The 23,382-nt window shown below is 33.1% G+C and carries 18 protein-coding genes; 7 read left to right on the forward strand and 11 right to left on the reverse strand.

Features of this window, described 5'->3' with window-relative positions; genetic code table 11:
- Positions 1 to 20: 20 nt before the first annotated feature.
- Positions 21 to 1,892 (reverse strand): hypothetical protein, encoded by a 1,872-nt coding sequence (locus tag ASD98_RS12635; protein WP_056205198.1) that lies wholly within the window; start codon positions 1,890 to 1,892, stop codon positions 21 to 23.
- Positions 1,893 to 2,236: 344 nt separating this feature from the next.
- Here ASD98_RS12635 and ASD98_RS12640 point away from each other — a divergent pair, with 344 nt between their 5' ends.
- Positions 2,237 to 4,999, forward strand: coding sequence for an outer membrane beta-barrel protein (locus ASD98_RS12640; protein WP_056205201.1), 2,763 nt, complete (start codon positions 2,237 to 2,239; stop codon positions 4,997 to 4,999).
- 89 nt (positions 5,000 to 5,088) lie between these two features.
- Here the strand turns inward: ASD98_RS12640 and ASD98_RS12645 are convergent, their stop codons facing one another.
- The 9 genes from ASD98_RS12645 to ASD98_RS12685 form a co-directional block, all read right to left on the reverse strand.
- Positions 5,089 to 5,826 carry a DUF2490 domain-containing protein gene (locus ASD98_RS12645; protein ID WP_056205204.1) on the reverse strand — a complete coding sequence of 246 codons (738 nt, stop codon included), beginning with the start codon at positions 5,824 to 5,826 and terminating at the stop codon, positions 5,089 to 5,091.
- 163 nt (positions 5,827 to 5,989) lie between these two features.
- The gene (locus tag ASD98_RS12650) at positions 5,990 to 8,536 is read right to left on the reverse strand and encodes a TonB-dependent receptor (RefSeq protein WP_056205207.1); all 2,547 of its coding nucleotides are present in this window, start codon (positions 8,534 to 8,536) and stop codon (positions 5,990 to 5,992) included.
- A 253-nt stretch (positions 8,537 to 8,789) separates the two neighbouring features.
- Positions 8,790 to 9,203 carry an Rrf2 family transcriptional regulator gene (locus ASD98_RS12655; protein WP_053470541.1) on the reverse strand — a complete coding sequence of 138 codons (414 nt, stop codon included), beginning with the start codon at positions 9,201 to 9,203 and terminating at the stop codon, positions 8,790 to 8,792.
- A 12-nt stretch (positions 9,204 to 9,215) separates the two neighbouring features.
- The gene (locus ASD98_RS12660; RefSeq protein ID WP_056205210.1) at positions 9,216 to 9,995 is read right to left on the reverse strand and encodes a tetratricopeptide repeat protein; all 780 of its coding nucleotides are present in this window, start codon (positions 9,993 to 9,995) and stop codon (positions 9,216 to 9,218) included.
- A gap of 39 nt (positions 9,996 to 10,034) precedes the next feature.
- A complete protein-coding gene (locus ASD98_RS12665; RefSeq protein WP_056205213.1) occupies positions 10,035 to 10,850 on the reverse strand; it encodes a YgcG family protein in 816 nt (271 codons plus the stop codon).
- A gap of 3 nt (positions 10,851 to 10,853) precedes the next feature.
- Positions 10,854 to 11,291 carry a TPM domain-containing protein gene (locus ASD98_RS12670; protein WP_056205215.1) on the reverse strand — a complete coding sequence of 146 codons (438 nt, stop codon included), beginning with the start codon at positions 11,289 to 11,291 and terminating at the stop codon, positions 10,854 to 10,856.
- A gap of 62 nt (positions 11,292 to 11,353) precedes the next feature.
- Complete coding sequence (locus ASD98_RS12675; RefSeq protein ID WP_056205218.1) at positions 11,354 to 11,944, reverse strand: LemA family protein; 591 nt, start codon at positions 11,942 to 11,944, stop codon at positions 11,354 to 11,356.
- A gap of 33 nt (positions 11,945 to 11,977) precedes the next feature.
- Entirely contained in the window at positions 11,978 to 12,310 is a 333-nt protein-coding gene (locus ASD98_RS12680; RefSeq protein ID WP_053470537.1) for a MerR family transcriptional regulator, read from the reverse strand.
- Positions 12,311 to 12,357: 47 nt separating this feature from the next.
- A complete protein-coding gene (locus ASD98_RS12685) occupies positions 12,358 to 13,335 on the reverse strand; it encodes a peptidoglycan DD-metalloendopeptidase family protein (RefSeq protein ID WP_056205221.1) in 978 nt (325 codons plus the stop codon).
- A 279-nt stretch (positions 13,336 to 13,614) separates the two neighbouring features.
- On the opposite strand from ASD98_RS12685, the gene alaS reads away from it, so the two are divergent.
- Positions 13,615 to 16,251: an alanine--tRNA ligase gene (alaS, locus tag ASD98_RS12690; RefSeq protein WP_056205223.1), complete on the forward strand. Its 2,637-nt coding sequence runs from the start codon at positions 13,615 to 13,617 to the stop codon at positions 16,249 to 16,251.
- 209 nt (positions 16,252 to 16,460) lie between these two features.
- Positions 16,461 to 16,838: a GxxExxY protein gene (locus ASD98_RS12695; protein WP_056205225.1), complete on the forward strand. Its 378-nt coding sequence runs from the start codon at positions 16,461 to 16,463 to the stop codon at positions 16,836 to 16,838.
- Positions 16,839 to 16,933: 95 nt separating this feature from the next.
- On the opposite strand, the gene ASD98_RS12700 is transcribed toward ASD98_RS12695, so the two are convergent.
- Complete coding sequence (locus ASD98_RS12700) at positions 16,934 to 18,679, reverse strand: ABC transporter ATP-binding protein (protein WP_056205227.1); 1,746 nt, start codon at positions 18,677 to 18,679, stop codon at positions 16,934 to 16,936.
- 265 nt (positions 18,680 to 18,944) lie between these two features.
- Between ASD98_RS12700 and ASD98_RS12705 the strand changes: the two genes are divergently transcribed.
- The 4 genes from ASD98_RS12705 (at position 18,945) to ASD98_RS12720 (ending at position 23,273) form a co-directional block, all read left to right on the forward strand.
- The gene (locus ASD98_RS12705; protein ID WP_056205230.1) at positions 18,945 to 19,739 is read left to right on the forward strand and encodes a hypothetical protein; all 795 of its coding nucleotides are present in this window, start codon (positions 18,945 to 18,947) and stop codon (positions 19,737 to 19,739) included.
- A gap of 364 nt (positions 19,740 to 20,103) precedes the next feature.
- Positions 20,104 to 20,835 (forward strand): hypothetical protein, encoded by a 732-nt coding sequence (locus tag ASD98_RS12710; protein ID WP_056205234.1) that lies wholly within the window; start codon positions 20,104 to 20,106, stop codon positions 20,833 to 20,835.
- Positions 20,836 to 20,928: 93 nt separating this feature from the next.
- Positions 20,929 to 21,888, forward strand: a complete 960-nt coding sequence (locus ASD98_RS12715) for a GSCFA domain-containing protein (RefSeq protein ID WP_056205237.1) — start codon at positions 20,929 to 20,931, stop codon at positions 21,886 to 21,888.
- A 152-nt stretch (positions 21,889 to 22,040) separates the two neighbouring features.
- Entirely contained in the window at positions 22,041 to 23,273 is a 1,233-nt protein-coding gene (locus ASD98_RS12720; protein ID WP_056205241.1) for a glycosyltransferase, read from the forward strand.
- Positions 23,274 to 23,382 lie beyond the last annotated feature (109 nt).

Consider the following 23,382-nt stretch of genomic DNA (forward strand, 5'->3'; position numbering starts at 1 on the left):
TTTTGATTTATGAAATGATTTTAAACATCATAAAAGAATAATTGTTCAAGTGGAGTACTACCGTCAGAATCGCCATAATCTCCGTTATGTTTTCTGGTTGACGAATATAGTTTTAATGTATACGTACAGCGCGTCATATCAGCTGGAGGATTATTCAGCTGCGAACTATTATTTGTTCTTTCGTCTACAGCCGGAAGCGCGTTTATTACGCCATCTAAAATATCTCTTTCAACCGTATGACTATTGTTGTTTAAGTGCAGACTACAGCCTGCTAAATATGGATGGTAAACCGTATATCGGCCATGTATTGTGCCGCTTATCGGACTGCAAAGACTGCTTTCGTCTAGTTCTTTTATTGATAATTTTCTATATATAGGATTATTATTCATCACAACAGAATTCAATGTTTTTCCGTTTCCGCCAATAACTCCAAAATTATTAGAAGGTTTATCGATCACTTCTCTGATTTCAAATCTGACAGCAAATTTTTCTAACGGAATTTTACTTCCCGCAGGAATATTCTGCCCCGGATTAATACTGTTTGGTGGAATGCTTGGAGCTGTTGTAAGTACAGTAGTATTTAGCGAAATCAGCGTATCTTCTTCAATAATATTATAAAGAGCTAAATCGGCAGGAGTTAATCCCACGGCAATTAAAGTTCTTTCAATAGCATGATTGACATCAAACCAGCCTTCGGCATCAAAATCACTTTGGTCGCTCCAAACAAAAATATCGTTAAGAATAAAAGAGAAAACTTTACGGGTTAGTTTAGAAACTACGCTAGGATAAAATAACCCAGGTGTTACCCCAACGATTTTGGTAAAATTTGATTCTGGCAAACTCACCGTATTATTTGGTGCCGTCGTGTCACTGACTCTAAAGCGATATTCGATTGGATTTCCTGAACCTGATTTCAGCGCAGCTTGCCCTGTTAATCTTATAACAGAAAATAAAACATTTTTACCAGACCCGGCAAAACCATCGGCATCAAAATCATAACTACTTGATCCGTAAGACGAGCTAAAAGCAGCTCCAATTCCTGTCCATGCACTTGGGAAATTCGGATCATTAGGATCTACAACATTTACATCCGAACATAAATTTACACATAAACAAAAACCAACATTTTTGCGTGCGTCTGCTTTAGTTTCATCAACTAATTTTGTACCGCCTAATTCAGCCTTAAAATAAACATCAGGTCCGCTTTGAAAAGAAAGAAAACTTGGATCCGTTTCTATGTTTATCCACGGCGATAAAAAAGTCTTTTTAAAATCGGCCGAAGTATAATCAATTCTAAAATGTCCGTTTGAATCTGTTGTTGCCGTTCCTAAATTATCATCGGTTAAAAAATCGGCATCCATTGCCGTAACCTTCGCATTAGCAATTGGTTTATTGGTTTGGCAGTTCATCAAATGCCCGCAGATAACCCACGCATCAAAAAAGTGTCCGCGAATATAACACCACCATTTATAAGCAATTGCATATTCCCATCTGTATTTTTCATCTTTTGCTTGTTTTTCGAGTTCTAAACGCATCGAAAAAGTCGTAATATGGAGCTGTACTATTTCATCTCTTTTTGGTTTTGGATGTTTTGGCGGCACAGTACCGCAGACAAAATCAATATCGAAGCTCGAGCCTACGTGTTTTTCATCGACTTCAATTTGAAAATTACCTGCTGCATCTGTTTTTGCTTTGTAAACAAGCAGCTCTGCTCTTTGTTTTGCTTCTTCTTTTGAAACGAAACGAAATGTTTCTTTTGCATTAGATGCCGTATTTGCAGTAGTATCAGCATTTCTGTATGGATGGTAAATTAAAATTTCTACTTCAGATACGGCCTCAAGACAATCTTCACATACATATCCTCTTAAGGAACCTTTAAAAATATTTTTCATGGTAATTGGTTTTTAAGTTGCCTACTCTTATCAGTTTTCGACTTTTCTGTCATACTCTGTTTTAGGATTTTCTGAATTCTCCTTTTGGTTGTTGCTGCAAAGTTTTTGTATTTTGATGAAATAGGAGTTAGGCTAAATACTGTTTTTAAAAGGGGAGTTTTACCCTTTTTTATCGGGTCTAATTTTTTGATAATCAGTAATTTAAAATTTAATATAATAGATTGTGAGTATTTTTTGTTATCTTAATAAAGGTTAAAATGGCATACTATTTGAATAAATGTAAAAACTACAATTAAACCTTTTGGCTTTTATGTAGTCTAAACATCTAACTAACCAAATTTTTTATGACTAAGATTTATTCATTTTTATCGTTTTTCTTCCTTTTTGTCTTTACCGCCCATTCGCAGAATGATATTACCATTAGAGGGGCAGTTTTAGATGTCAATACCCAATTACCGCTGGAAATGGCAACGGTTTATTTTACTACAATTAAAGATTCTACTGTTATTGAATATGCCACTACAGATAAAAACGGTGCTTTTAGAATGGATATTAAAAAATATGACAAACCTGTATTTTTGAAGGTAAGTTATATGGGATATCAAACCTATTTTGAAGAGTATAAAGGACTTACAGAAAGTAAAGATTTCGGTAAAATATACATGCTGGAAAATGTAAATGCCTTAAATGATGTTGTTATTAAAACAGAAGCAGCGCCTATAACCATCAAAAAAGATACTTTAGAATTTAATGCAGGATCTTATAAAGTCCGTCCGGATTCTAATGTTGAAACTTTACTGAAGCAATTACCCGGATTTGATGTCGATAATGATGGAAAAATTACTGTAAATGGACGAGAGGTTAATCAGGTTTTAGTAAACGGAAAAACTTTTTTTGATAAAGACGGAGCTATTGCGATTAAAAATTTACCGGCAGATATTATAAAGAAGATTCAGGTTTCTGATTTTAAAACCAAGAAAGAAGAACTGGCAAAACAAGAATCAACCTCAGATTTTTCGAGTATTAATATTACTATTGATGAAAAGAAAAACAAAGGATATTTTGGAAAAATAATGGGCGGTTACGGCACAGATGATCGCTATGAAGCCAATGTCAACCTGAATTATTTTAATAATAAACAAAAAATAAGCTTGCTGGCTTCTTCTAATAATATCAATTCGACGGGATTTTCGATGGATGATGTTTTTGATAATATGGGCGGCGGTAGAAACAGCAGTGGAAGAGGCGGAAGCTCTGGTTCTGGCGGAAGCGGAAAGGGAATAACACAGTCAAACTTAGTTGGTCTTAATTATTCTGACGACTGGACAAAAAACCTGCTGGCGATGGGAAGTTATAATTTTTCGAATACGATTAATAATAACGACAGCAAATCAAATCAGCTTAGTTTTTTGCCAACCGGAAATATTATTACAGAGGCCGAGGCTAAAACAAGAAATGAAAGCACCGGAAATAATGTCAATTTTGAATTAGAGTATAAGATTAATCCAAGTATGCGAATTGTTGTGGCGCCTAAGTTGAATCAATCGCGAACAAACAGTAACTCGACTTCATCAAGTTCGTCTGAAGATGAAAACGGAAATGCATTAAACGAAAGCAATTCTAAATCGTATTCTGAAAGTGATAATTTTAATTTTGGTAATACAATCAACTTTAATAAAACTTTTGAAAAGAAATCTCGAAATTTAAGTTTTGTTTTCACAAATAATAATACAAGTACGGATGCTAATGGTTTGAATCTTTCTGAAACAATTTTCTATCAGGACAATCAGCCAAATGATGAAAGAAATCAAACTACGAAAAAGAAAAACAGCAGCGATGCCTATTCTGCAGATATCGAATATACGGAACCAATAACCGATTCTCTAAGAGTTAGATTTGGATCTGATTTTGATTGGAATACTTCTGTAAACGATGAAAAGACTTTTAATTTCAATCCTGATACACAAGAATATAGTGACCTGAATTTGTCTTTGACTAATTATACAAGTTCCGTACAAAATTCGGTTACACCAAAAGTTGGAATTACATTGCAAAAAAACAAGTTTACATTAAATCTTGACAGCCGAACGTCAATTGTAAATTTTGATAACCATTCGCTGTATTTAAATAATGCAACCGATTTAAGTAAAAAATATGCATTGCCGTTTGCGACAGCTATATTTAGATACAAGTTTAGTCGTTCTAAAAATTTATCCCTAAAATATGATTATTCAAATGCATTGCCATCTGCAACACAGTTAATGCCTGTGGTGAATCTTAATAATCCGCTGAATACCATTGTTGGAAATCCAGATTTGCATCCTGTTGAAAAAAGCAGTGTGAATTTCAATTTCAAAAATTACGATTTCCGTTCGCGTTCTGGTTACAGTTTATATTTAAAAGGAGATTATTATGATAATGATATTGTCTCAACTTCTATATATGACGAAAGCGGAAAAAGAAATACAACTTATGTGAATATTTCGGGAGTTTATAATGCTTCTATTGGCGCAAACTGGAATCAGTCGGTAAAAAGCGGGGCACATACTTTAAGATACGGTTTAGGATTAAATGCAGGTTATTCTTTTGACAAAGGATTTACAAATGCTGTTTTATATAATGCAAAATCGACTTCGATTACCCCAAAGGTTTATTTATCATATGATTATGGAGAAATTTTGACAATTGCACCATCTTATAATTTATCATACAATCAGTCAAAATATGAAAATTATTCAAGAGATGCGACTTCAAATGTGGTACACAGAATTAATTTGCAGACGACAACATATTGGCCAGAAAATCTAATCTTCGGAAATGATTTTGGATATACTTATAATTCAAATATTTCAGGCGATTTCAAAAAAGATTTTTACCTATGGAATACTAGTTTGTCATACGGATTTTTAGATAAAAAACTGTATGCAAAAGTGAAAGTGTATGATGTTTTAAATCAAAATTTAAGTGCAACACGAACAATTTCTGCAACAGCAATTCGCGATGAAGAAAATACCGTTTTAAGACGTTACGTAATGTTTTCTTTAGCTTATAAAATAGGTAACTTTACTGGATCTGAAAAAGGAGGGAAGAGAAGGCAGCGAGAATAGGTTTTTTTTGAGGTTCAGAGGTTCAGAGGCTCAAAGGGATACATAAAACCCGGATCAAATTAAAATTTGATCCGGGTTTTATCTAAAATCTAAAATCTGCGATCAATTCTATGATAAAAAGTAAACCTAATAATATCACGATCATAGAAGTCAACTCCGCTTGCGCGTCTTTGAAAACTTTTTAAATATCCTAATTCCAGACCAATATTTGGATTAATATGGTAACGAAGCGCAGCATAAAGACGATTTTGGTCGAAGGTGTTTCGTTTATTGTCTTTTCCAAAGTTGAACATAATTTCATCTGAAATCGTACCTTTTAGACTTTGTTTTTCTTTCTTCCAAAGATCAAAAGTCGACTGTAATCTGTAACGAAACCGGTATGCAAAAGTGTAACCATCCAGTAAATCTATTTTAGAAGCTTTTTGAGTAAAACGTTCTTCAAGCTGAAACCGATTATGGAAAGTGATTTTTGCTATATCATTTATAAAAGTAATATCCTGCTGTATTCGATACTCCGGAATAGAGAAATCCGGATCAATGTCTGGGTCTTGTGTATTTACGTTAAAATAAGCAACCCCCCCGCCAAGATCAATAATTTTCGAAGCACGAAATCTTCCCTGAACCCTTACAACAAATAGATTTTGGTGAATTGGATTGACAAAACTTCTGTTGTCAAATTCAGAATGCAGTGCCCATTTTTCAGTTAAAGGAAAAATATTATAATAGCGAATCCAGGTCAGCGTTTGCTGATCTGTTTTCTTTTGATTTTGTGCCGATAAAAATGAGCTTATAAAGCCTAAAATAAATACAAATTTAAAAATCTTCATTCAACCGATAAATTCAGGCAGCGAATATATACAACGAAAATTGATTTATGGCAGAATAAAATTTGCTTTAAAGCTTTATTTGTGATTTCAATTTTAAATAAAAAAACGAGATACGTTTTACCGTATCCCGTTAATTAGTTTTTAGTTTTAATTTTATTTGTTCTTACAAGTTGTATTTCAATGTGATTCCGTAAGTTCTTTGGTCACCTAATACACCAGCATATTGTCCTGCGTTACCTCCTGCAGGCAATAACTGCTCATAATAATCTTTGTTTAAAAGGTTGCGTCCCCAAAAGTGAACAGATAAACCTTGACTTGCACGGAAACCTAAACGAGCATTAAAAATTGCATAACCCTGGACAACTAAATATTTTGAAGCCGAAGGGCTTGAAGAAAATTCAGAACGAGCGTAAGAATCAATAGCAAGGAAAACTTTTCCTGAGTTTCCAAAGAATCTTGCATTATCTGAAAGTTCACCACCTAAAGATCCTGCCCATCTTGAAGCCCCCGGAAGATCAGTTCCAGAAACATCTTTGAAAGACACCGGAGCTCCGGTTTCTTCTAACGGAAGCGGTGCATTAGTAAATTTTTCATAAATAGCATCTGTATAAGTTGCTGCACCATTTATGGTTAAATGTGAACTTATAACAAAACTTGCATCTAATTCAACACCTTGTACACGTACTTTATCTGCATTGGCAAGATAACCACGGTTTACACCCAATTCAGCAGCCTGAACGTTAGTTTGAAAATCTTTAATGTCTGTTCTAAAGGCAGCAATATTGAAGATTGAATTTCTAAAAGGAGAAGTTTTTACTCCAACCTCAAAATGATTTACTTTTTCGGGTCTGATAACGGCAAGATCTAATAATGGAGCACCTTTAGAATCTGTTGGAAGACCAGCAACGTTTACACCAACAGGTTTGTAACTTTTTGCATAAGTTCCATAAGCGTTGATTTTATCATTTGCTTTAAAAGTAACGGTTATGTTTCCAGAAAAGTCAGTATTATCTGTACTTGAATCGAAAGCCTGATCAGAGTAAACCAGTTTTTTTAACGCTAATAATGCTGGATCAGTAGTTTGTAAACCTCCGTATGTTGTACGAGCATAATGAGCATCTTTTTTATCGAAGTTATATCTTAAACCTGGTAAAACGTGCAGCCAATCTGTAATTGCCCAGTCAATTTGTCCAAATACAGCAGCACTCGAAGCTCTGATTCTTGCATCAGTTTTGATTCCGTATCCTTCAAAAAGCCCCGGAGTTTTCCATAATGCACTTGTTGTACTTTGAGAAAATCTCCATTGTGCATTTCCAGATTCTTCTGTTCCATCTGTTTGAGATGTTTGATCAATAAAGAATACTCCGGCAACACCGCTGATTTTAGAAGTTAACTGTCCTGCGTAACGAACCTCTTGTGTAATTTGAGTTTGTCTTGTTGGGTTTTGAGATTTAGCCAGTACTTGTAATCCTGTAAAATCCCTGTCATTTGATGGATCCCAATTCCAAAAACGCCATGCAGTTGTAGAAGTAAGAGTTCCGCCTCCAATTTTTGTATCAATATTTAAAGAAAGCCCTCCCATATCCTGATTAGAACGCCAAGGTGTATCCTGATCAATTCTGCGATCAAAAGCATTTTGGCTTGGAAGCTGATAATTCAAATCTTTAATAATAGCATCAAATTGACGATAAGCAGCTCTTTGAGTTGGAGCAACACCAGCAACAACTTGTGCATATCCGTCAGGGCGCTGTGTTGTAATATCAGCAGCAAATACAACATTTGTATTTACAGTTGGAGTCCAAAGCAACTGACCTCTAATACCTTGATTGTTTAATGTATTGGTAGCTCTTCCAGTTGCAACATTGTCAACTAAACCATCACGTGATGTACCTGAGAAAGATAATCTACCTGCAACTTTGCTGCCTAAAGCACCCGTAACAGAGGCTTTAGCCTGCAAGAAAGAATAATTTCCGTAGCTCACTTCAAAGTCAGCGCCTGATGTAAAACTTGGTCTGCGAGTTGTGATATTGAAAGCTCCGGAAGTGGTGTTTTTTCCAAATAAAGAACCTTGTGGTCCACGTAAAACTTCGATTTGTTCTACGTCGATAAAGTCAAGAGTTGTAGCAGCCGGACGAGCGTAATAAACACCGTCAACATAAAATCCAACTCCCGGATCGATACCGTCATTTGTTAACCCAAACGGAGAACCTAAACTTCTAATGTTGATCCCTGTATTTCTTGGATTTGAAGAATAAAGCTGAACCGAAGGAACTAGTTCTTTGATACGGTTTACGTTAAAAGCTCCGGTTTGTTCTGCCTGTTTTCCTGTAATAACAGAAATAGCAATTGGCACATCCTGAACTTTTTCGATTCTTCTTCTTGAAGAAACGACAACTTCAATAAGTTCGTTTTCTTCTTTGAGCGCAATTTGAATTGGATTTACCGGAATAGAAGTTACTTCTATTTCAGATGTTGTATAGCCAACATACTGAACTAAAAGCGTTATTGGTAATCTTCCTTTTGAGTCCATTATAAATTTACCGCTGTTGTCTGTAACGGTACTATTTGTAGTTCCTTTAATTACCACGTTTACGGCTTCTAAAGGGATATTTTCGCTTGTTGTAACAACACCTTCAATGTTTTGTGCAAAAGATACAGTGAAAGTTAAAAAGAATAATATTGTAAAGATATTTTTTAAAGAATTTTTCATTTTTTATAGTAAGTATATGTGATTAGTAGAATTTAAAATAAATTTTTTTTAAATCAACAGCACATACACATCATAGATGAATTTCTCTTTACTGTAGCAGAAAGCCTTGTTTGTTTATTTTGCAAAAGTTTTGATACACCCGATGGACTAAAATGTACTTTCATGTTAAAATCTTTGTAAATGGTTAGTTAATTATTTTGTGCAAATATAAATATTAATTCTATCGATTTACTAGGAATTAGAAAATATTTTTTTATTTATTTACTAATGAAGCTATTGTGATGCCTTCCATTGCCTTCAAAGTTTTATCTCTGATAAGCATTAAACCGTGACGCAGACTGCATTCAGACTCGGTTTTACAATCAGAGCAAGGCTCGTAAAAATTTAAAGAAGCGCATGGCAAAAGTGCAATTGCACCGTCAAATAATCGATGAATTTCTGCCAAAGTAATGTCATTTTTTGATTTTATCAGGTAATATCCACCAAATTTTCCCTGCTTACTGCTCACAAAACGTCCTCGTTTTAGATCCAAAAGAATCTGTTCTAAAAACTTTTTTGGAATGTTAGCGCCATCAGCTATTTCTATAGTTCTAGAAATGTGATTTTCGTCTTGTTCAGCTAAATAAAGTAAGGCCTTAAGGGCATATTTTGCTTTATGTGATAACATCTATAATATGTATTATTTTTTACAAACTTCGGTTATTAATTCTTTTGCAGGCAAATAACCTAGGTTAAGAGCCGCCTTAAGATCAGAGCAATAATCTTTTTTAATTTTGAAATTAATATAATATAAAGCTCTGTTATAATATCCTTCTGGATTTTTTGGAGCTAAAGCTACGGCTGTATCAAAATCATTTAGAGCATCTTTAGCATTTATCATTGCTTTACAAACAGCTCTACTTTGAAAGGATTCTGCAGATTTAGGATTAGCCTTTATTACTTTATCAAAATCTAATATTGCATCTCTGTGTAAATTTAGTTCTTTTTCTATTAATCCCCTATTTTCATATGCGAGAATATATTCAGGATTGATTTTTATACAATGTGAATAATCATTTAAGGCACCATTTAAATCACCAATCTTTGATTTTGAGTAAGCTCGATTGAAATAAGCTTTATAGGAATTTCCATCCAAAGAAATAGATTGTGAAAAATCATTGACAGCATCTTTATAATCTTTTAATTTAATGTATAAATTTCCACGACTAAAATAAGTTTTAAAGTCATTTGGATTTAAAGATAATGATTTATTATAATCAGAAAGTGCTTCTGAATAATTTCCTATGTCATAATTGTAATAACCTCTATAATAATAATTATCGACATCAGGAAATTTTTGAATTAAACTGTCCAGTACTTTTAAATTTTTAGTATTTTCTATTTTCTCATTGTCAAAAAACTCTTGAGAATAACAAGAGAAACAGTAACTAAAAATAAATAAAAAGAGATTAATTTTCATAGACGATTTAAAACAAAACTAAACTTGAAACAAAAACTTCTACCAGCTTCCTCCAGAACCACCTCCAGAGAATCCGCCGCCGCCAAATCCACCGCCGAAGCCGCCTCCGCCTCCAGATGATCCTCCTCCAAAACCTCCAAAACCACCGCCGCTGCTTCTGCCAAGACTGCTTAAAAGAATTACATCCATCAGGCTTGGGCCGCCACTGCTGCCAGAATTTCCTCCACCGCCTCTTTTGCTGCGGGAAAGTAAAATTAAAACAATTACAACAATTACGATAAATGGAAGTATAGGAAAGCCTTTTCCTTTAGATTGCTTGCGTTCTCCTTTGTATTTGCCTTTAAAAACATCAAAAAGTGCATCGGCACCTTTATCAAGTCCGCGATAATAACTTCCGGCTTTAAATTCCGGGATAATAATGTTTCGGGTAATTTCCCCGCCAATTCCCGCCGTTAAGCGGTCTTCTAATCCATAACCAGGCGAAATCCAGATTTTTCTTTCGGCTTTAGCCAATAAAATCAAAACCCCGTTATCTTCTTTTGCTTGTCCAATTCCCCATTCCTGAGCCCATTTTGGAGTAAGAATCCCAATATCTTCTCCTTTTAAGCTTTCAATAGTAATCACTACAATTTGAGTGGAAGTTGAATCAGAATAACGAATTAATTTTTCTTCTAACTGCGTTTTTTCAGAAGCACTTAAAACATTGGCGTAGTCGTAAACAGAGGTTTGAAAATCCGGTTTTTTCGGAATATCAAATTGAGCAAAAATGCTATTACTGATAAAAAGCGTGATAAACAAAAGAGTAAACTGAAAAATTCTATTGGAATTTAAAATTTTATTATTGGAATTTTTCATTATTTATCCTTTTGAGATTTCGTTAGATAATTCGTTTGTATCGTCTGCTAATGAAGGAAAATGCTTTTTTAGCTGTTCGCCGGCATTCAAAATACCATCAACAATTCCCTGCTTAAAGTTACCAGATTTAAAATGATTGGTCATAACGTCTTTGGTACAATCCCAAAAATCATCAGCAACCAAATCATCGATTCCTTTGTCACCGCAAATCACGAAGTTTTTATCATCAACTGCAAAATAGAGTAATACACCATTTTTTAGTTTGGTTTCATCCATTCGCAATTCATGAAAAACTTCTAAAGCTCTGTCATAATGAGCTTTAGAAGTTGTTTTTTCTATATGGACCCTAATTTCGCCAGAAGTATTATTTTCGGCCATGCGAATAGCTTCAACAATTTCCTGCTCTTCTGCTTTGGTTAAAAAATCTTCTACTTTTGACATTTTGATAATTTTAGAGTTTAGATTTTAGAGTTTAGATTTTTTCTAAAAATATTGAATTCCTTTTAGAATTTTACTTCAACTGGTTTGTCTGCTCCGGTAGAAGCTTCGAAGTATGGTTTTTCTTTAAGACCATACATTCCTGCCAATATATTTCTTGGGAAAGTATTAATATTATTGTTATAAGGCTTAACAGCTTCATTAAAACGAGTTCTAGCTGTTAAGATTTGATTTTCCGTACTAGTCAATTCATCTTGTAACTTCATAAAACTTGCATCAGCTTTAAGATTTGGATATTGTTCAACACTTACCAATAATTTTGATAAAGATGATGAGACTCCTGATTGTGCAGAATTGAATGCTGCTAATTGTTCTGGTGTAACATTTGACGGGTCAATAGTAATTCCTGTCGCTTTAGCACGAGCTTCAATTACCGCAGTTAAAGTACCTTGTTCATGTTTAGCATATCCCTTTACAGTATTAACTAAATTAGGAATAAGATCGTTTCTCCTCTGATACGCAGTATTAACATTTCCCCAGCTTTCTTTTACGTTTTGGTCAAGTGTTACTGCAGTATTATAAATGCCGCTTGCCCAGCTGTATAATCCAATAACTATTACAACTACAACTCCTAGAATTATCAATCCTTTCTTCATATTTTTTTTATTTAAGTTTATTTCTATTTTTAATTACAATTCGTTTTTGATGTCGTTCAATTGCGTTTTTATGGTCTCTAATTTACGTATTATTTCGAATTTATCTAATGTTTTCTTCTGACCTTCTTTTAAATGTGTTTTCGCGCCTTCAAGCGTAAAACCTCTTTCTTTAACTAAATGATAAATCAATTGCAGGTTGGTTACATCCTCCGGAGTAAACATTCTGTTGCCTTTGGCGTTCTTTTTTGGTTTTAGGATATCAAATTCGCTGTCCCAAAAACGTATCAATGATGCATTGACATTAAAAGCTTTGGCAACTTCGCCAATGCTGTAATATCTTTTATCTTTTGAAAGCTCAATATGCATGTTTTTTTGTTTCTAATTTTATTTCAAAAATAATACTTTTTGTAGTATTAATCTAATGACTGATTTTCCTGGTTTGCCATATGCGAAATTGCCACATATTCTGCCGCCGAAATATTTCCGTAATAGAAGTTCAGCGGGTTCACCACTTTTCCATCTTTATGCACCTCATAATGACAGTGCGGCCCTTCAGATCTTCCTGTACTTCCTACATAACCAATAACATCGCCGCGTTTGACATGTTGTCCGGGTCTGCAGTTATATTTGCTTAAATGCGCGTACAAACTCTCATATCCAAAACCATGCCTGATCACAACATGGTTCCCAAAGCCAGAAGCTGTGTTGTCAGCTCTTGCCACAATGCCATCTCCGGTGGCATATACAGGCGCTCCTGTGTTGGCAGTAAAATCCATTCCGTTGTGCATTTTTCGCACTTTCGTGAAAGGGTCGATTCTGTACCCAAAACCGGAAGCAACACGTTTTAAATTTTCATTTTGAACAGGCTGAATTGCCGGAATCGCTAATAATAAACTTTCTTTTGCACCGGCCAATTTCAGTATTTCATCTAATGATTTTGATTGAATTGCCAATTCTTTTGAAAGTTTATCGACTCTTTTTGTCGTGTTCAAAACCAGCTGAGAATTGTTGTAACCTTCTAAAGTCTTATATCTTTCTGGGTTTCTAAAGCCTGCTTTTCGAATAGAATCCGGAATTTCGGCTTTATTAAAATATACCCTGTAAATATTATTGTCACGTTCCTCTAATGCATCTGCGGCAGCGTCAATTTCGTCGAGTTTTTTGTTCAAAATCGAATATTGCAGTTTTAAATTTTCAATTTCACGTGCCTGTAAACGATCTTTTGGCGTTTCAAAATACGGAGTATTAATTAAAAGTACAAAAACTAAAAATCCAAACAATGCCGAAGCCACTAAAAACAGTAAAGCATAACCGATTTTGATTCTTTTTCTGGTTTTTATTTTTGTATAAGCCAGATTTTCTGAGTCGTAATAATATTTTACTTTCGCCATATTTTAAAATACGCTATTTTTGCAGCTTGTAAAATCAATTAGTCGAACAAAAGTGCTAAATGTTTCAGTTGTTGACGGCTTTTTTACAAGAACAAAATAATTTGATAATTTGGGGGAATTACATAATTATATAATGCGCAAAATAGGGAATTTATTGTTGATAACATAAGTTTTTAATTTTCGATTTTAAAATCAACGCATTATTAATTTGAGATTATTTCTAATTATCACATTATCAAATTGACACATTTGTAAACAGATACATTTTCTAATTTAAATATGAAATCACAAGACGTACGTAAGCAATTTTTAGACTTTTTTAAAAGCAATGGGCATTTAATTGTTCCATCTGCACCAATCGTTCTTAAGGACGATCCAACTCTTATGTTCAATAACTCGGGAATGGCCCAGTTTAAAGAATATTTTTTAGGAAACGGAACTCCAAAAAGTCCAAGAATAGCCGATACGCAAAAATGTCTTCGTGTTTCAGGAAAACATAATGATCTTGAAGATGTTGGTTTTGATACTTATCATCACACTATGTTTGAGATGCTTGGAAACTGGTCTTTTGGTGACTATTTCAAAAAAGAAGCAATCAATTGGGCATGGCAGCTTTTGACAGAAGTGTATAAAATTCCAAAAGAAAATCTGTATGTTTCTGTTTTTGAAGGAAGTAAAGAAGATAATGTTCCTTTTGACCAGGAAGCTTGGGATATCTGGAAAACTTTAATCGACGAAGACAGAATTATTCTTGGAAATAAAAAAGACAATTTCTGGGAAATGGGAGATCAGGGGCCATGCGGACCTTGTTCTGAAATTCATGTTGATTTACGTCCGGAATCTGAGAAAGCTCTAGTTACAGGAAAAAGTTTGGTAAACAATGATCATCCGCAGGTAGTTGAAATCTGGAATAATGTATTCATGGAATTCAACCGTAAAGCTGACGGCTCTCTTGAAAAACTTCCTGCACAGCATGTTGATACCGGAATGGGATTTGAGCGTTTATGTATGGCTTTACAAGGAAAAACATCAAATTATGATACCGATGTTTTTACCCCGCTTATCGAAAAAGTAGAACAAATTACAGGTTTAAAATATACCTCTGATGAAGTAAAAAACATCAGCGAAGAACAAAATAAAACCAATATTGCAATTCGTGTTATTGTAGATCACGTTCGTGCCGTTGCTTTTGCAATTGCTGATGGTCAATTGCCATCAAACACGGGAGCTGGATATGTTATTCGTAGAATTTTACGTCGTGCAATTCGTTACGGATTTACATTCTTAAACACCAAAGAACCTTTTATCAATAAATTGGTAGAAGTTCTGGCAAACCAAATGGGAGAATTTTTCCCTGAAATTAAATCACAACAGCAATTAGTTACCAATGTAATTCGTGAAGAAGAAGCTTCTTTCTTAAGAACTTTAGATCAGGGATTACAATTGCTGGAAAATGTAGTTGCAGAAACTACAGGAAAAGAGGTTTCTGGCGCTAAGGTTTTTGAATTGTACGATACATTTGGTTTTCCAAAAGATTTGACGGCTTTAATTTTAAAAGAAAAAGGTTTCTCTTATAATGAAACAGAATTTGAAGTTGAATTACAAAAACAAAAAACACGTTCTCGTGCGGCTTCTGAAGTTTCAACGGAAGACTGGAATGTTTTGATTCCGGGAAATGTAGAAACATTTGTAGGTTATGATAAAACTGAAAACGAAGTAAAAATTACTCGTATCAGAAAAGTTGATTCTAAAAAAGATGGTATTTTGTACCAAATCGTTTTAGATAATACGCCATTTTATCCAGAAGGAGGGGGTCAAGTTGGTGATAAAGGAACATTAGTTTCGGCAAACGAAACAATTGAAATTATTGATACCAAGAAAGAAAACAACTTGATTTTACATTTTGCAAAACAGCTTCCGGAAAATGCAGCAGCAGTTTTTGTGGCAAAAGTAAATACGGATTTAAGAACATCAACTTCAAAAAATCACTCGGCTACGCATTTAATGCATTTAGCTTTGAGAACTATTTTAGGAACGCATGTGGAACAAAAAGGATCGTTGGTAAATCCGAATTACCTGCGTTTTGATTTTTCTCATTTTAGCAAAGTTTCTGATGAAGAAATTAAGCAAGTTGAAGCTTCTGTAAATGCTCAGATTGAAGCGCAATTACAATTGGTTGAACATAGAAATATTCCAATTCAGGAAGCTTTGGATAAAGGAGCAATGGCTTTATTTGGCGAAAAATACGGCGATACTGTTCGTATGATTGAGTTTGGTGAAAGTAAAGAGTTATGTGGAGGTATTCACGTAAAAAACACAGCAGAGATCTGGCATTTCAAAATTATATCTGAAAGTGCTGTTGCAGCTGGAATTCGTCGTATCGAAGCAATCACCGGTGATGCAGTGAAAAACTTCTATCTAAACCAGGAAAATACCTTGGCAGAGATAAAAGAAACGCTTAAAAATCCACAGGATATTTTAAAATCTGTTGCTTCACTTCAGGATGATAATGCTAAGTTGAAAAAACAGGTAGAACAGTTACTTAAAGAAAAAGTTAATTCATTAAAAGCTGAGTTAGAGAAAAATTTCCAAGAAGTAAACGGAGTAAATTTTCTTGCTAAACAAGTAGACTTAAGCATGGCTTCTACAAAAGATTTAGCTTCGGCTTTAGGAAGTTCAAAACCAGATTCGTTTGTGTTTTTAGCTTCTGTTGAAGACGGTTTGCCAAATATTCACTGTTATATCGCTAAAGAATTGGTTGCAAGTAAAAGCTTAAATGCTAATGCAGTTATCAAAGAATTAGGAAAATATATTGACGGAAATGGAGGAGGACAGCCTTTCTTCGCATCTGGAAAAGGTAAAAATGCTGCCGGAATTGCTGAGGCTTTGGCTAAGGCAGTTGAGTTTGTGAAGTAAGGTTTTCAATCTCGCAAAGTTGCAGAGTCGCAAAGTTTTTTTATAAGCTTTGCGGCTTTTTTATTGTGCTGATTTTATTGCTAAGTTTTTTTGTGAAGAAAGGTTTTTTTAATCTCGCAAAGTCGCAGAGACGCAAAGTTTTTTTAAGCTTTGTGGTTTTTTTGTTTTAGAAATTTATATTTGTAGGTTTTTACTTTAAATTTTTAAAGATGACTGAAAACGAAATTTCAGCTATTGTAGTTGATGCTTGTTATAAAATACATGTCAAACTTGGCCCGGGTTTGTTAGAATCGGTTTATGAGGCTATTTTACATCATGAATTGACAAAGAGAGGGTTGAGTGTAGAAAGACAAAAAACGTTGCCTGTTATTTGGGACCAAATAAATCTGGATATTGGATTTAGAGCAGATTTAATAGTAGAAAATAAAGTGATTTTAGAAATAAAATCAATAGAACAACTAACAGATATCCACGCAAAACAAGTTTTGACTTATCTCAAAATTACAAAAATGAAACTAGGGTTACTTATAAACTTCAATGTACCAATAATTAAGTTTGGTATAAAAAGAGTAGTTTCAAATCTTTAATTAAACACTTAAAAAAACTTAAAATAAAAGCAAAAGTCGCAAAGCTTATAAAAAACTTTGCGACTCTGCAACTTTGCGAGATTCTTTACACGCAACTATTTTCGTTCTCCAATCTGCTGACGCCACATAGCATAATATAAACCTCTCTCAACAATTAAATCATCATGTTTACCTTGCTCGATGATTTTACCTTGTTCTAGAACAAAAATTCTATCAGCGTGCATTACGGTTGATAAACGGTGAGCGATCAAAACCGTGATTCTGTTTTTATCAGATATATTTCTGATTGTAGCATTAATTTCTTCTTCGGTAATTGAATCCAAAGCAGAAGTTGCTTCATCAAAAATCAATAAATTCGGATTTCTTAATATAGCTCTGGCAATAGATAAACGCTGTTTTTCTCCACCTGAAACTTTAATTCCGCCTTCACCAATTGTAGTGTTTAAACCATCTTCGGCACGTTTAAGAAGTTTGTCGCAGCTTGCCCTTTTTAAGGCATCATATAAATCTTCGTCGGTTGCATTTGGCTTAACGAATAATAAATTTTCGCGGATTGTTCCAGAGAATAATTGCGCATCCTGGGTTACAAAACCTAATTGTTTTCTTAGATCAAGTAAATCAATTTCTGTAGAATCAATTTCGTTATACAAAACCTGACCTTCAGCCGGAGTATACAATCCAACCAATAATTTCACCAAAGTTGTTTTTCCTGAACCAGACGGGCCGACAAATGCAACGGTTTGACCTTGTTTGATTTCAAAATTGATATTTTCAACGGCTTTGAATTTTGCCGTTTTATGCTGAAAACTCACATTCGAAAATAATAACGACTGAATAGCTCCAACATGTTTTGGGCTTTTTGGACGAAATTCTTTTGGAGCACTTAATAAGGTTTTGAAATTTTCCATTGAAACTTTGGTTTCGTTCAATGCAATAATGAAATTTCCAAGTTCCTGAAGCGGACCAAAAATGAAAAAAGTAAAGAAAACCATTGTCAGCAAATCACCCACAATAATTTTTCCTCCAAATAAGAAATAATATAAAGTGAAAACTACACAGGTTCTTAAAAAGTGAACCGTTGTTCCCTGAATAAAACTCAAGCTTCGAATAAATCGGATTTTTTCTAATTCTAATTGAAGAATTTTAAAAGTGTTTAAATTCAAACGTTTCTCTTCCTGATACGTTAAACCAAGACTTTTTACAAGTTCTATATTACGTAAACTCTCTGTTGTAGAACCCGCTAAAGCATTAGTTTGATTAACAATTTTCTTAGAAACAATTTTAATTTTTTTACCTAAATAGGAACTTACCAAAGCAATAATTGGTGCTGTAACTAAAAAGATAAGTGAGATTCGAAAATCAATTCGGGCAACATATAGAATTACAAATATGAACCCGATAACGGTTTGAAAAATCAAAGAAATAGAAAGTGTAATTAATTTTTCAGAATCAGAACGAACTTTGGTTAGCTTACTTAAAGTTTCACCGCTTCGCTGATCTTCAAATTCGGCGTAAGGTAAATCGAGCGATTTTTTGATTCCGTCGGTATACATTTGCGCACCAGTTCTTTGGATCACAACATTCGTGAAATAATCCTGAAAGTTTTTGGTAATTCTGGAGATCATCGCAGCACCAAGCGAAAGTCCAAGCCAAAAAGAAAGGGATTTGATAAAACCAGTTGGATTTCCTTCGTATTTGTGTAATCCAACACCGCAATCCTGCATTAATTTACCGGTAATAATAGAGTCTGATAAACTGAAACAAATGTTTATAGAGGCCATAATCAACGCAAAAAGCAAAAGCATTTTGTGTTTGATTATATAAGAATATAATAATTTCATAGAGTATTTTAAAAAAATGGAAGATGCAAAAGTAAGCAAATGTTTTAGTTTCTGAAGTTGATTTTTGTTATTAAAAATGTAAATTTTTAATTAATATTTTTAAGAGATAAAACTATAACTGAAAAATTGTCCGAATTGTAAATCTGGAAGATATTTTAATATAAAATATTTTAATAATAGTACTGAATATATGATTTTGTACAATTGATTTTTGTTAATATTTATTTATAATTTATTTTATATTTGATACTTCAAAATATACCATATGAAAAAAATACTATTTTTTAGTGCATTAGCATTAATTTTAGCATCATGCTCTAATGATGAGAATTCTTCTTCCTCTGAAGATACTTCGGTTTTACCCAAAACAATTTCATACATATATCCTAATATATATCTGGGAACAAATAGTAAAAGTACCCTCACCTTTAATGGAAATAAAATTATAAGCAGCATTACACCTGACTCAAAAACTATATTTACTTACAGTGGTGATTTAATAACAAAACAAGAAGCGTTTGATATAGATCAACAAGGAAAAGAGACAAAAGACGATGAAGTTGTATATACTTATGAAAGTGGAAAGTTAAAGACAAGAATCTTTAAAGAGAATATTACTACCGAATATCCTGATGGACAATACATTGAAAAAACGGTTTACACATATAGTTCTAACGATCTAATTTCATATATAAATTATTCAGTAAATAAGGATACAAAAGTAGAAACCAAAAGTAGTGAAGGTAATTTGGCCTATAAAGATGGTAATCTTGTAAAAGAAGAGCAAAAAGTTAATTCAGTAACAACGACAAGAGTTTATGAATATGATACAAAGAATAATCCTCTTAAGAATATTCTAGGCTTTAATTTATTACTAAATGAGATTAGTTATATAGGGAAAAATAATATTGTAAAAACTACCAGAACGTCATCTGAAAACTCTAATACAGCGGTTTATGTAACCAGCTATACTTATAATGTAAGCGGCTATCCGTTAAGAAATACTTCATTTGATGGAGGAGGCACATCAATAGAATACGAAATTGAATATACTTACTAGTTTTTAAAACGTAAAAAAAATGTAAAAACCAAATACAGAAGTATTTGGTTTTTTTATTGGTGTATATTTTTTGAATTTCATGAATGATTGAGCTTTTATCATGATAAAAGATTTCATTTATAAAGTTTAAGAAAAGAGCTAGGTATTTATACGGTGCAATTAATTTTATTCATTTTACTCAAAAAAACATGTATGTGTACTACAACTTTGACTTTTAAATAATTATAATGCTGCACAGACAATTAAATTATTTTACTATCGCAGTAGACTTTTTTTTGTAATAAAATAGGCTTAAAAATAATTGGATAATATGTAATGTTTCAATTACATTTATTTCAATAATTAATAATTTAACCTATAAAAAATGAAAAAACTTTTACTTCTTTTTGGAGCTTTGACTCTTACTTTAACATCTTGTTCGAGCGATGACGATTCATCTTCTGATTCAGTTTTACTTAAAAAAGTTATCTTAACTGGAGAAGGCGGAAAAACAACTGTAAACTATACATACGATGGTAATAAAATCGTAAGTGTAATCGATGATGCTAAAGAAATAAACATGCATTATACTTATACAGGAGATGTAATTACTAAACTTGAATTTAGACTTCCTGATGGATCTGTAGAGCAAACAAACACGTTTACTTACGGTGCTGATGGGAAATTAGCAACTTTTTTGAGAGTTGAACTTGATGATGATCAATTAAGAGGACATAAAGAAGTTTACACTTATAATGCGAATGGAACAATTTCAGTAATATTATATAGTGGAGATGATAAAACTCAAACTGATGAATCAGGAACCGCTACAATTAAATTTCTTGATGGAGAAGTAAGTGAAATAACAAGCACCAATTCACCAAATCATAAATATGTATATGATTCTAAAAATAATGCAGCAAAAAATGTTTTAGGTTTAGATAAAATTGCTTTTGTTGATGGTGAAGGAGTTGGAGTTTTCCATAATGAAATTTCGGATACTTCAGGAGGAGAAGTATCGTCTACTTATTCTTATACTTATAATGCAGATGGATATCCACAAACAAGTGTAGACAATACAGAAGGACTTCACTTCACTTCAGAATATTTCTACTAGTAGATGATTGACATTTATAATCAAAAGCCAGATGCATTTACATCTGGCTTTTTTGTTTCTAAAAAATAACCGAAATTTACACAAAATAGTATTATGCAATTCAGAACCCAAATTCCAATTTCAAAAAGTAGCAATCCAATCGATTATAATTCGAAGATACTTTCTGTTGGTTCTTGTTTTGCAGAAAATATGGCCGAGAAATTCGATTATTTTAAGTTTCAAAATGAAACGAATCCGTTTGGAATTATATTCAATCCTGTTTCAATAGAGAAATTGTTTAACCGGGTTTGTAAAGAAGAATTGTTTACAGAAAAAGATGTTTTCTTTCATAACGAACGCTGGCATAGTTTCGAAGTTCATTCCGATTTAAGTAATTCTGATAGACAAGAATTATTAGAAACACTCAACAAGGCCATTTTAGAAACCAATAAACGGATAAAAGAATCCACACATGTAATTATCACATTTGGAACTTCCTGGATTTACAAAAATCTTGAAAGTGAGGAAATCGCTGCCAATTGCCATAAAGTACCTCAAAAACAATTCTCAAAAGAATTATTATCTGTTGATGTAATTCAAAAAAGCATTCAAAACACCATAGATTTAATTCAGACTTTAAATCCGGATGTCAATTTCATTTTTACGATTTCGCCAGTACGTCATATAAAAGATGGTTTTGTAGAAAATCAACTAAGCAAATCACACTTATTCACAGCACTTCACCAAGTTTTAAAAAGTCACAATCCACAATTCACAATTCATGACTATTTCCCTTCTTATGAAATCATGATGGATGAACTACGCGATTATCGTTTTTATACCGAAGATATGCTGCATCCCAATCCAATTGCAGTTGATTATATTTGGAAACTTTTCAGTGAAAATTATATCTCACAAGAATCTATTTCTACAATGCAGGAAGTAGAGGAAATTCAGAAAAGTCTTCGTCATAGAAGTTTTAATCCAGAATCAGAAGAGCACAAAAAATTCTTAGAAAAACTGCAGCAGAAAATAAATCTGCTTGGAAAAAAACTGCCTCATATTTCATTTTAATTTCAAGAATATTTTTTGCTTATTTAAGGAAATTTCCTATGTTGTTTGTATGTTTGCTTTTTCTTTAAAGAAAACATTGCGGAGAACTTAGGCTTTTGGGCAGTAAAACTGTCTTAAAAAGATAAAAAAATTAAGTAAAAAATAAGTTTAATATGAAACCTTTAAAATCAAAAATGGGACTTCCCCGTATTGTTTATATTGGGAATGATGAGCCAGAACTTAAATCTATACAATTAAGTGATTATGAATCGAATGATTTAGATGTCTTGTATTTAAAGAATGATGAGAATATTAATAAATACATTATTTCATTTAACCCTGACTGCATCATAACTACCGGTAATTCGCCAGAAGACTATCCAAACCTGATGAATTTGTCAATAGATATTAGACGCAGATGGTTGAATTTACCAGATTCTACAAAAGAAGAAATTGGCGAAAGCGCTTATAACTGCGCAATGAATTATATTTTATCATCACAAACAGAAGATTTAATTTCATTTTTCACACCAGTTTACAATACAGGTGAAATCCTTCTTCGTACTTATGATTCGATAAAAAAACAAACCTATATCAATTGGGAATGGGTGATCGTTAACGATTCTACTGATGATGGAAAAACTTTAAAAATTGCTGAAGATATAGCAGCCCGGGATGTAAGAGTTAAAGTGTATGATTTTAAGAAAAAATCAGGAGGATTAATTGGCGAAGTGAAGCATCGCGCAGCATGTATGTGCAATGGAGACTATCTGGCAGAACTGGATCATGACGATTATTTAATGCCCGATTGTGCATTTGATATCGTAGCAGCATTTAGAAATCATCCCGAAATTGGATTCGTCTATTCAGATTGTGCTGAGATTGATGAAAACTGGAATTCATTAACATATCCCGATGGATTTGCTTTTGGATATGGAAAATATGAAAATCAGTTTATTATGGAAAAATGGATGAAAGTTTATATTTCTATGAATATTAATCCAAAAACTATACGTCATATTGTTGGGGTTCCCAATCATATTAGAGTTTGGCGAAAATCAATCTATCATCAGATAGGAGGACATAACAGAAGATTATCTATTGGCGATGATTATGAATTACTGGTAAGAACTTTTCTTTCGACTAGATTAATGAGAATTCCAAAAATTGGTTATCTGCAGTTTATTTACTCCAATCAAAATGCGGCGAACACTCATGATACAGCACGGGCAGATATACAGCGCAGAGTTAGATCTATAGCAGGCTTTTATAATGAAAAAATAAAAGAACGTTTTGAAGAACTTGGTGTAGAAGACTGGGCATATCAAGAAAACCCAAACAATCCATTATTAACCCAAAGCCGATTTGGAAAAGAAGAAGGATATGTGAACCTGATCGCTTTTTAAAATAAGTATTTATAGATTCAAGTAAATCAACAGTAAAAAATAACAAATATTTATTTCACATTCAAACTACAATGAAATTTTAGAATAATTGCCAATAATTATGTAAATT

It is taken from the genome of Flavobacterium sp. Root186 (assembly GCF_001428525.1).
Classification (GTDB): Bacteria; Bacteroidota; Bacteroidia; order Flavobacteriales; family Flavobacteriaceae; genus Flavobacterium.

Coding starts and splice junctions, on each gene's coding strand:
- ASD98_RS12635 (WP_056205198.1), bottom strand. CDS start 1,892: ATGAAAAATATTTTTAAAGGTTCCTTAAGAGGATATGTATGTGAAGAT.
- ASD98_RS12640 (WP_056205201.1), top strand. CDS start 2,237: ATGACTAAGATTTATTCATTTTTATCGTTTTTCTTCCTTTTTGTCTTT.
- ASD98_RS12645 (WP_056205204.1), bottom strand. CDS start 5,826: ATGAAGATTTTTAAATTTGTATTTATTTTAGGCTTTATAAGCTCATTT.
- ASD98_RS12650 (WP_056205207.1), bottom strand. CDS start 8,536: ATGAAAAATTCTTTAAAAAATATCTTTACAATATTATTCTTTTTAACT.
- ASD98_RS12655 (WP_053470541.1), bottom strand. CDS start 9,203: ATGTTATCACATAAAGCAAAATATGCCCTTAAGGCCTTACTTTATTTA.
- ASD98_RS12660 (WP_056205210.1), bottom strand. CDS start 9,995: ATGAAAATTAATCTCTTTTTATTTATTTTTAGTTACTGTTTCTCTTGT.
- ASD98_RS12665 (WP_056205213.1), bottom strand. CDS start 10,850: ATGAAAAATTCCAATAATAAAATTTTAAATTCCAATAGAATTTTTCAG.
- ASD98_RS12670 (WP_056205215.1), bottom strand. CDS start 11,291: ATGTCAAAAGTAGAAGATTTTTTAACCAAAGCAGAAGAGCAGGAAATT.
- ASD98_RS12675 (WP_056205218.1), bottom strand. CDS start 11,944: ATGAAGAAAGGATTGATAATTCTAGGAGTTGTAGTTGTAATAGTTATT.
- ASD98_RS12680 (WP_053470537.1), bottom strand. CDS start 12,310: ATGCATATTGAGCTTTCAAAAGATAAAAGATATTACAGCATTGGCGAA.
- ASD98_RS12685 (WP_056205221.1), bottom strand. CDS start 13,335: ATGGCGAAAGTAAAATATTATTACGACTCAGAAAATCTGGCTTATACA.
- alaS (WP_056205223.1), top strand. CDS start 13,615: ATGAAATCACAAGACGTACGTAAGCAATTTTTAGACTTTTTTAAAAGC.
- ASD98_RS12695 (WP_056205225.1), top strand. CDS start 16,461: ATGACTGAAAACGAAATTTCAGCTATTGTAGTTGATGCTTGTTATAAA.
- ASD98_RS12700 (WP_056205227.1), bottom strand. CDS start 18,679: ATGAAATTATTATATTCTTATATAATCAAACACAAAATGCTTTTGCTT.
- ASD98_RS12705 (WP_056205230.1), top strand. CDS start 18,945: ATGAAAAAAATACTATTTTTTAGTGCATTAGCATTAATTTTAGCATCA.
- ASD98_RS12710 (WP_056205234.1), top strand. CDS start 20,104: ATGAAAAAACTTTTACTTCTTTTTGGAGCTTTGACTCTTACTTTAACA.
- ASD98_RS12715 (WP_056205237.1), top strand. CDS start 20,929: ATGCAATTCAGAACCCAAATTCCAATTTCAAAAAGTAGCAATCCAATC.
- ASD98_RS12720 (WP_056205241.1), top strand. CDS start 22,041: ATGAAACCTTTAAAATCAAAAATGGGACTTCCCCGTATTGTTTATATT.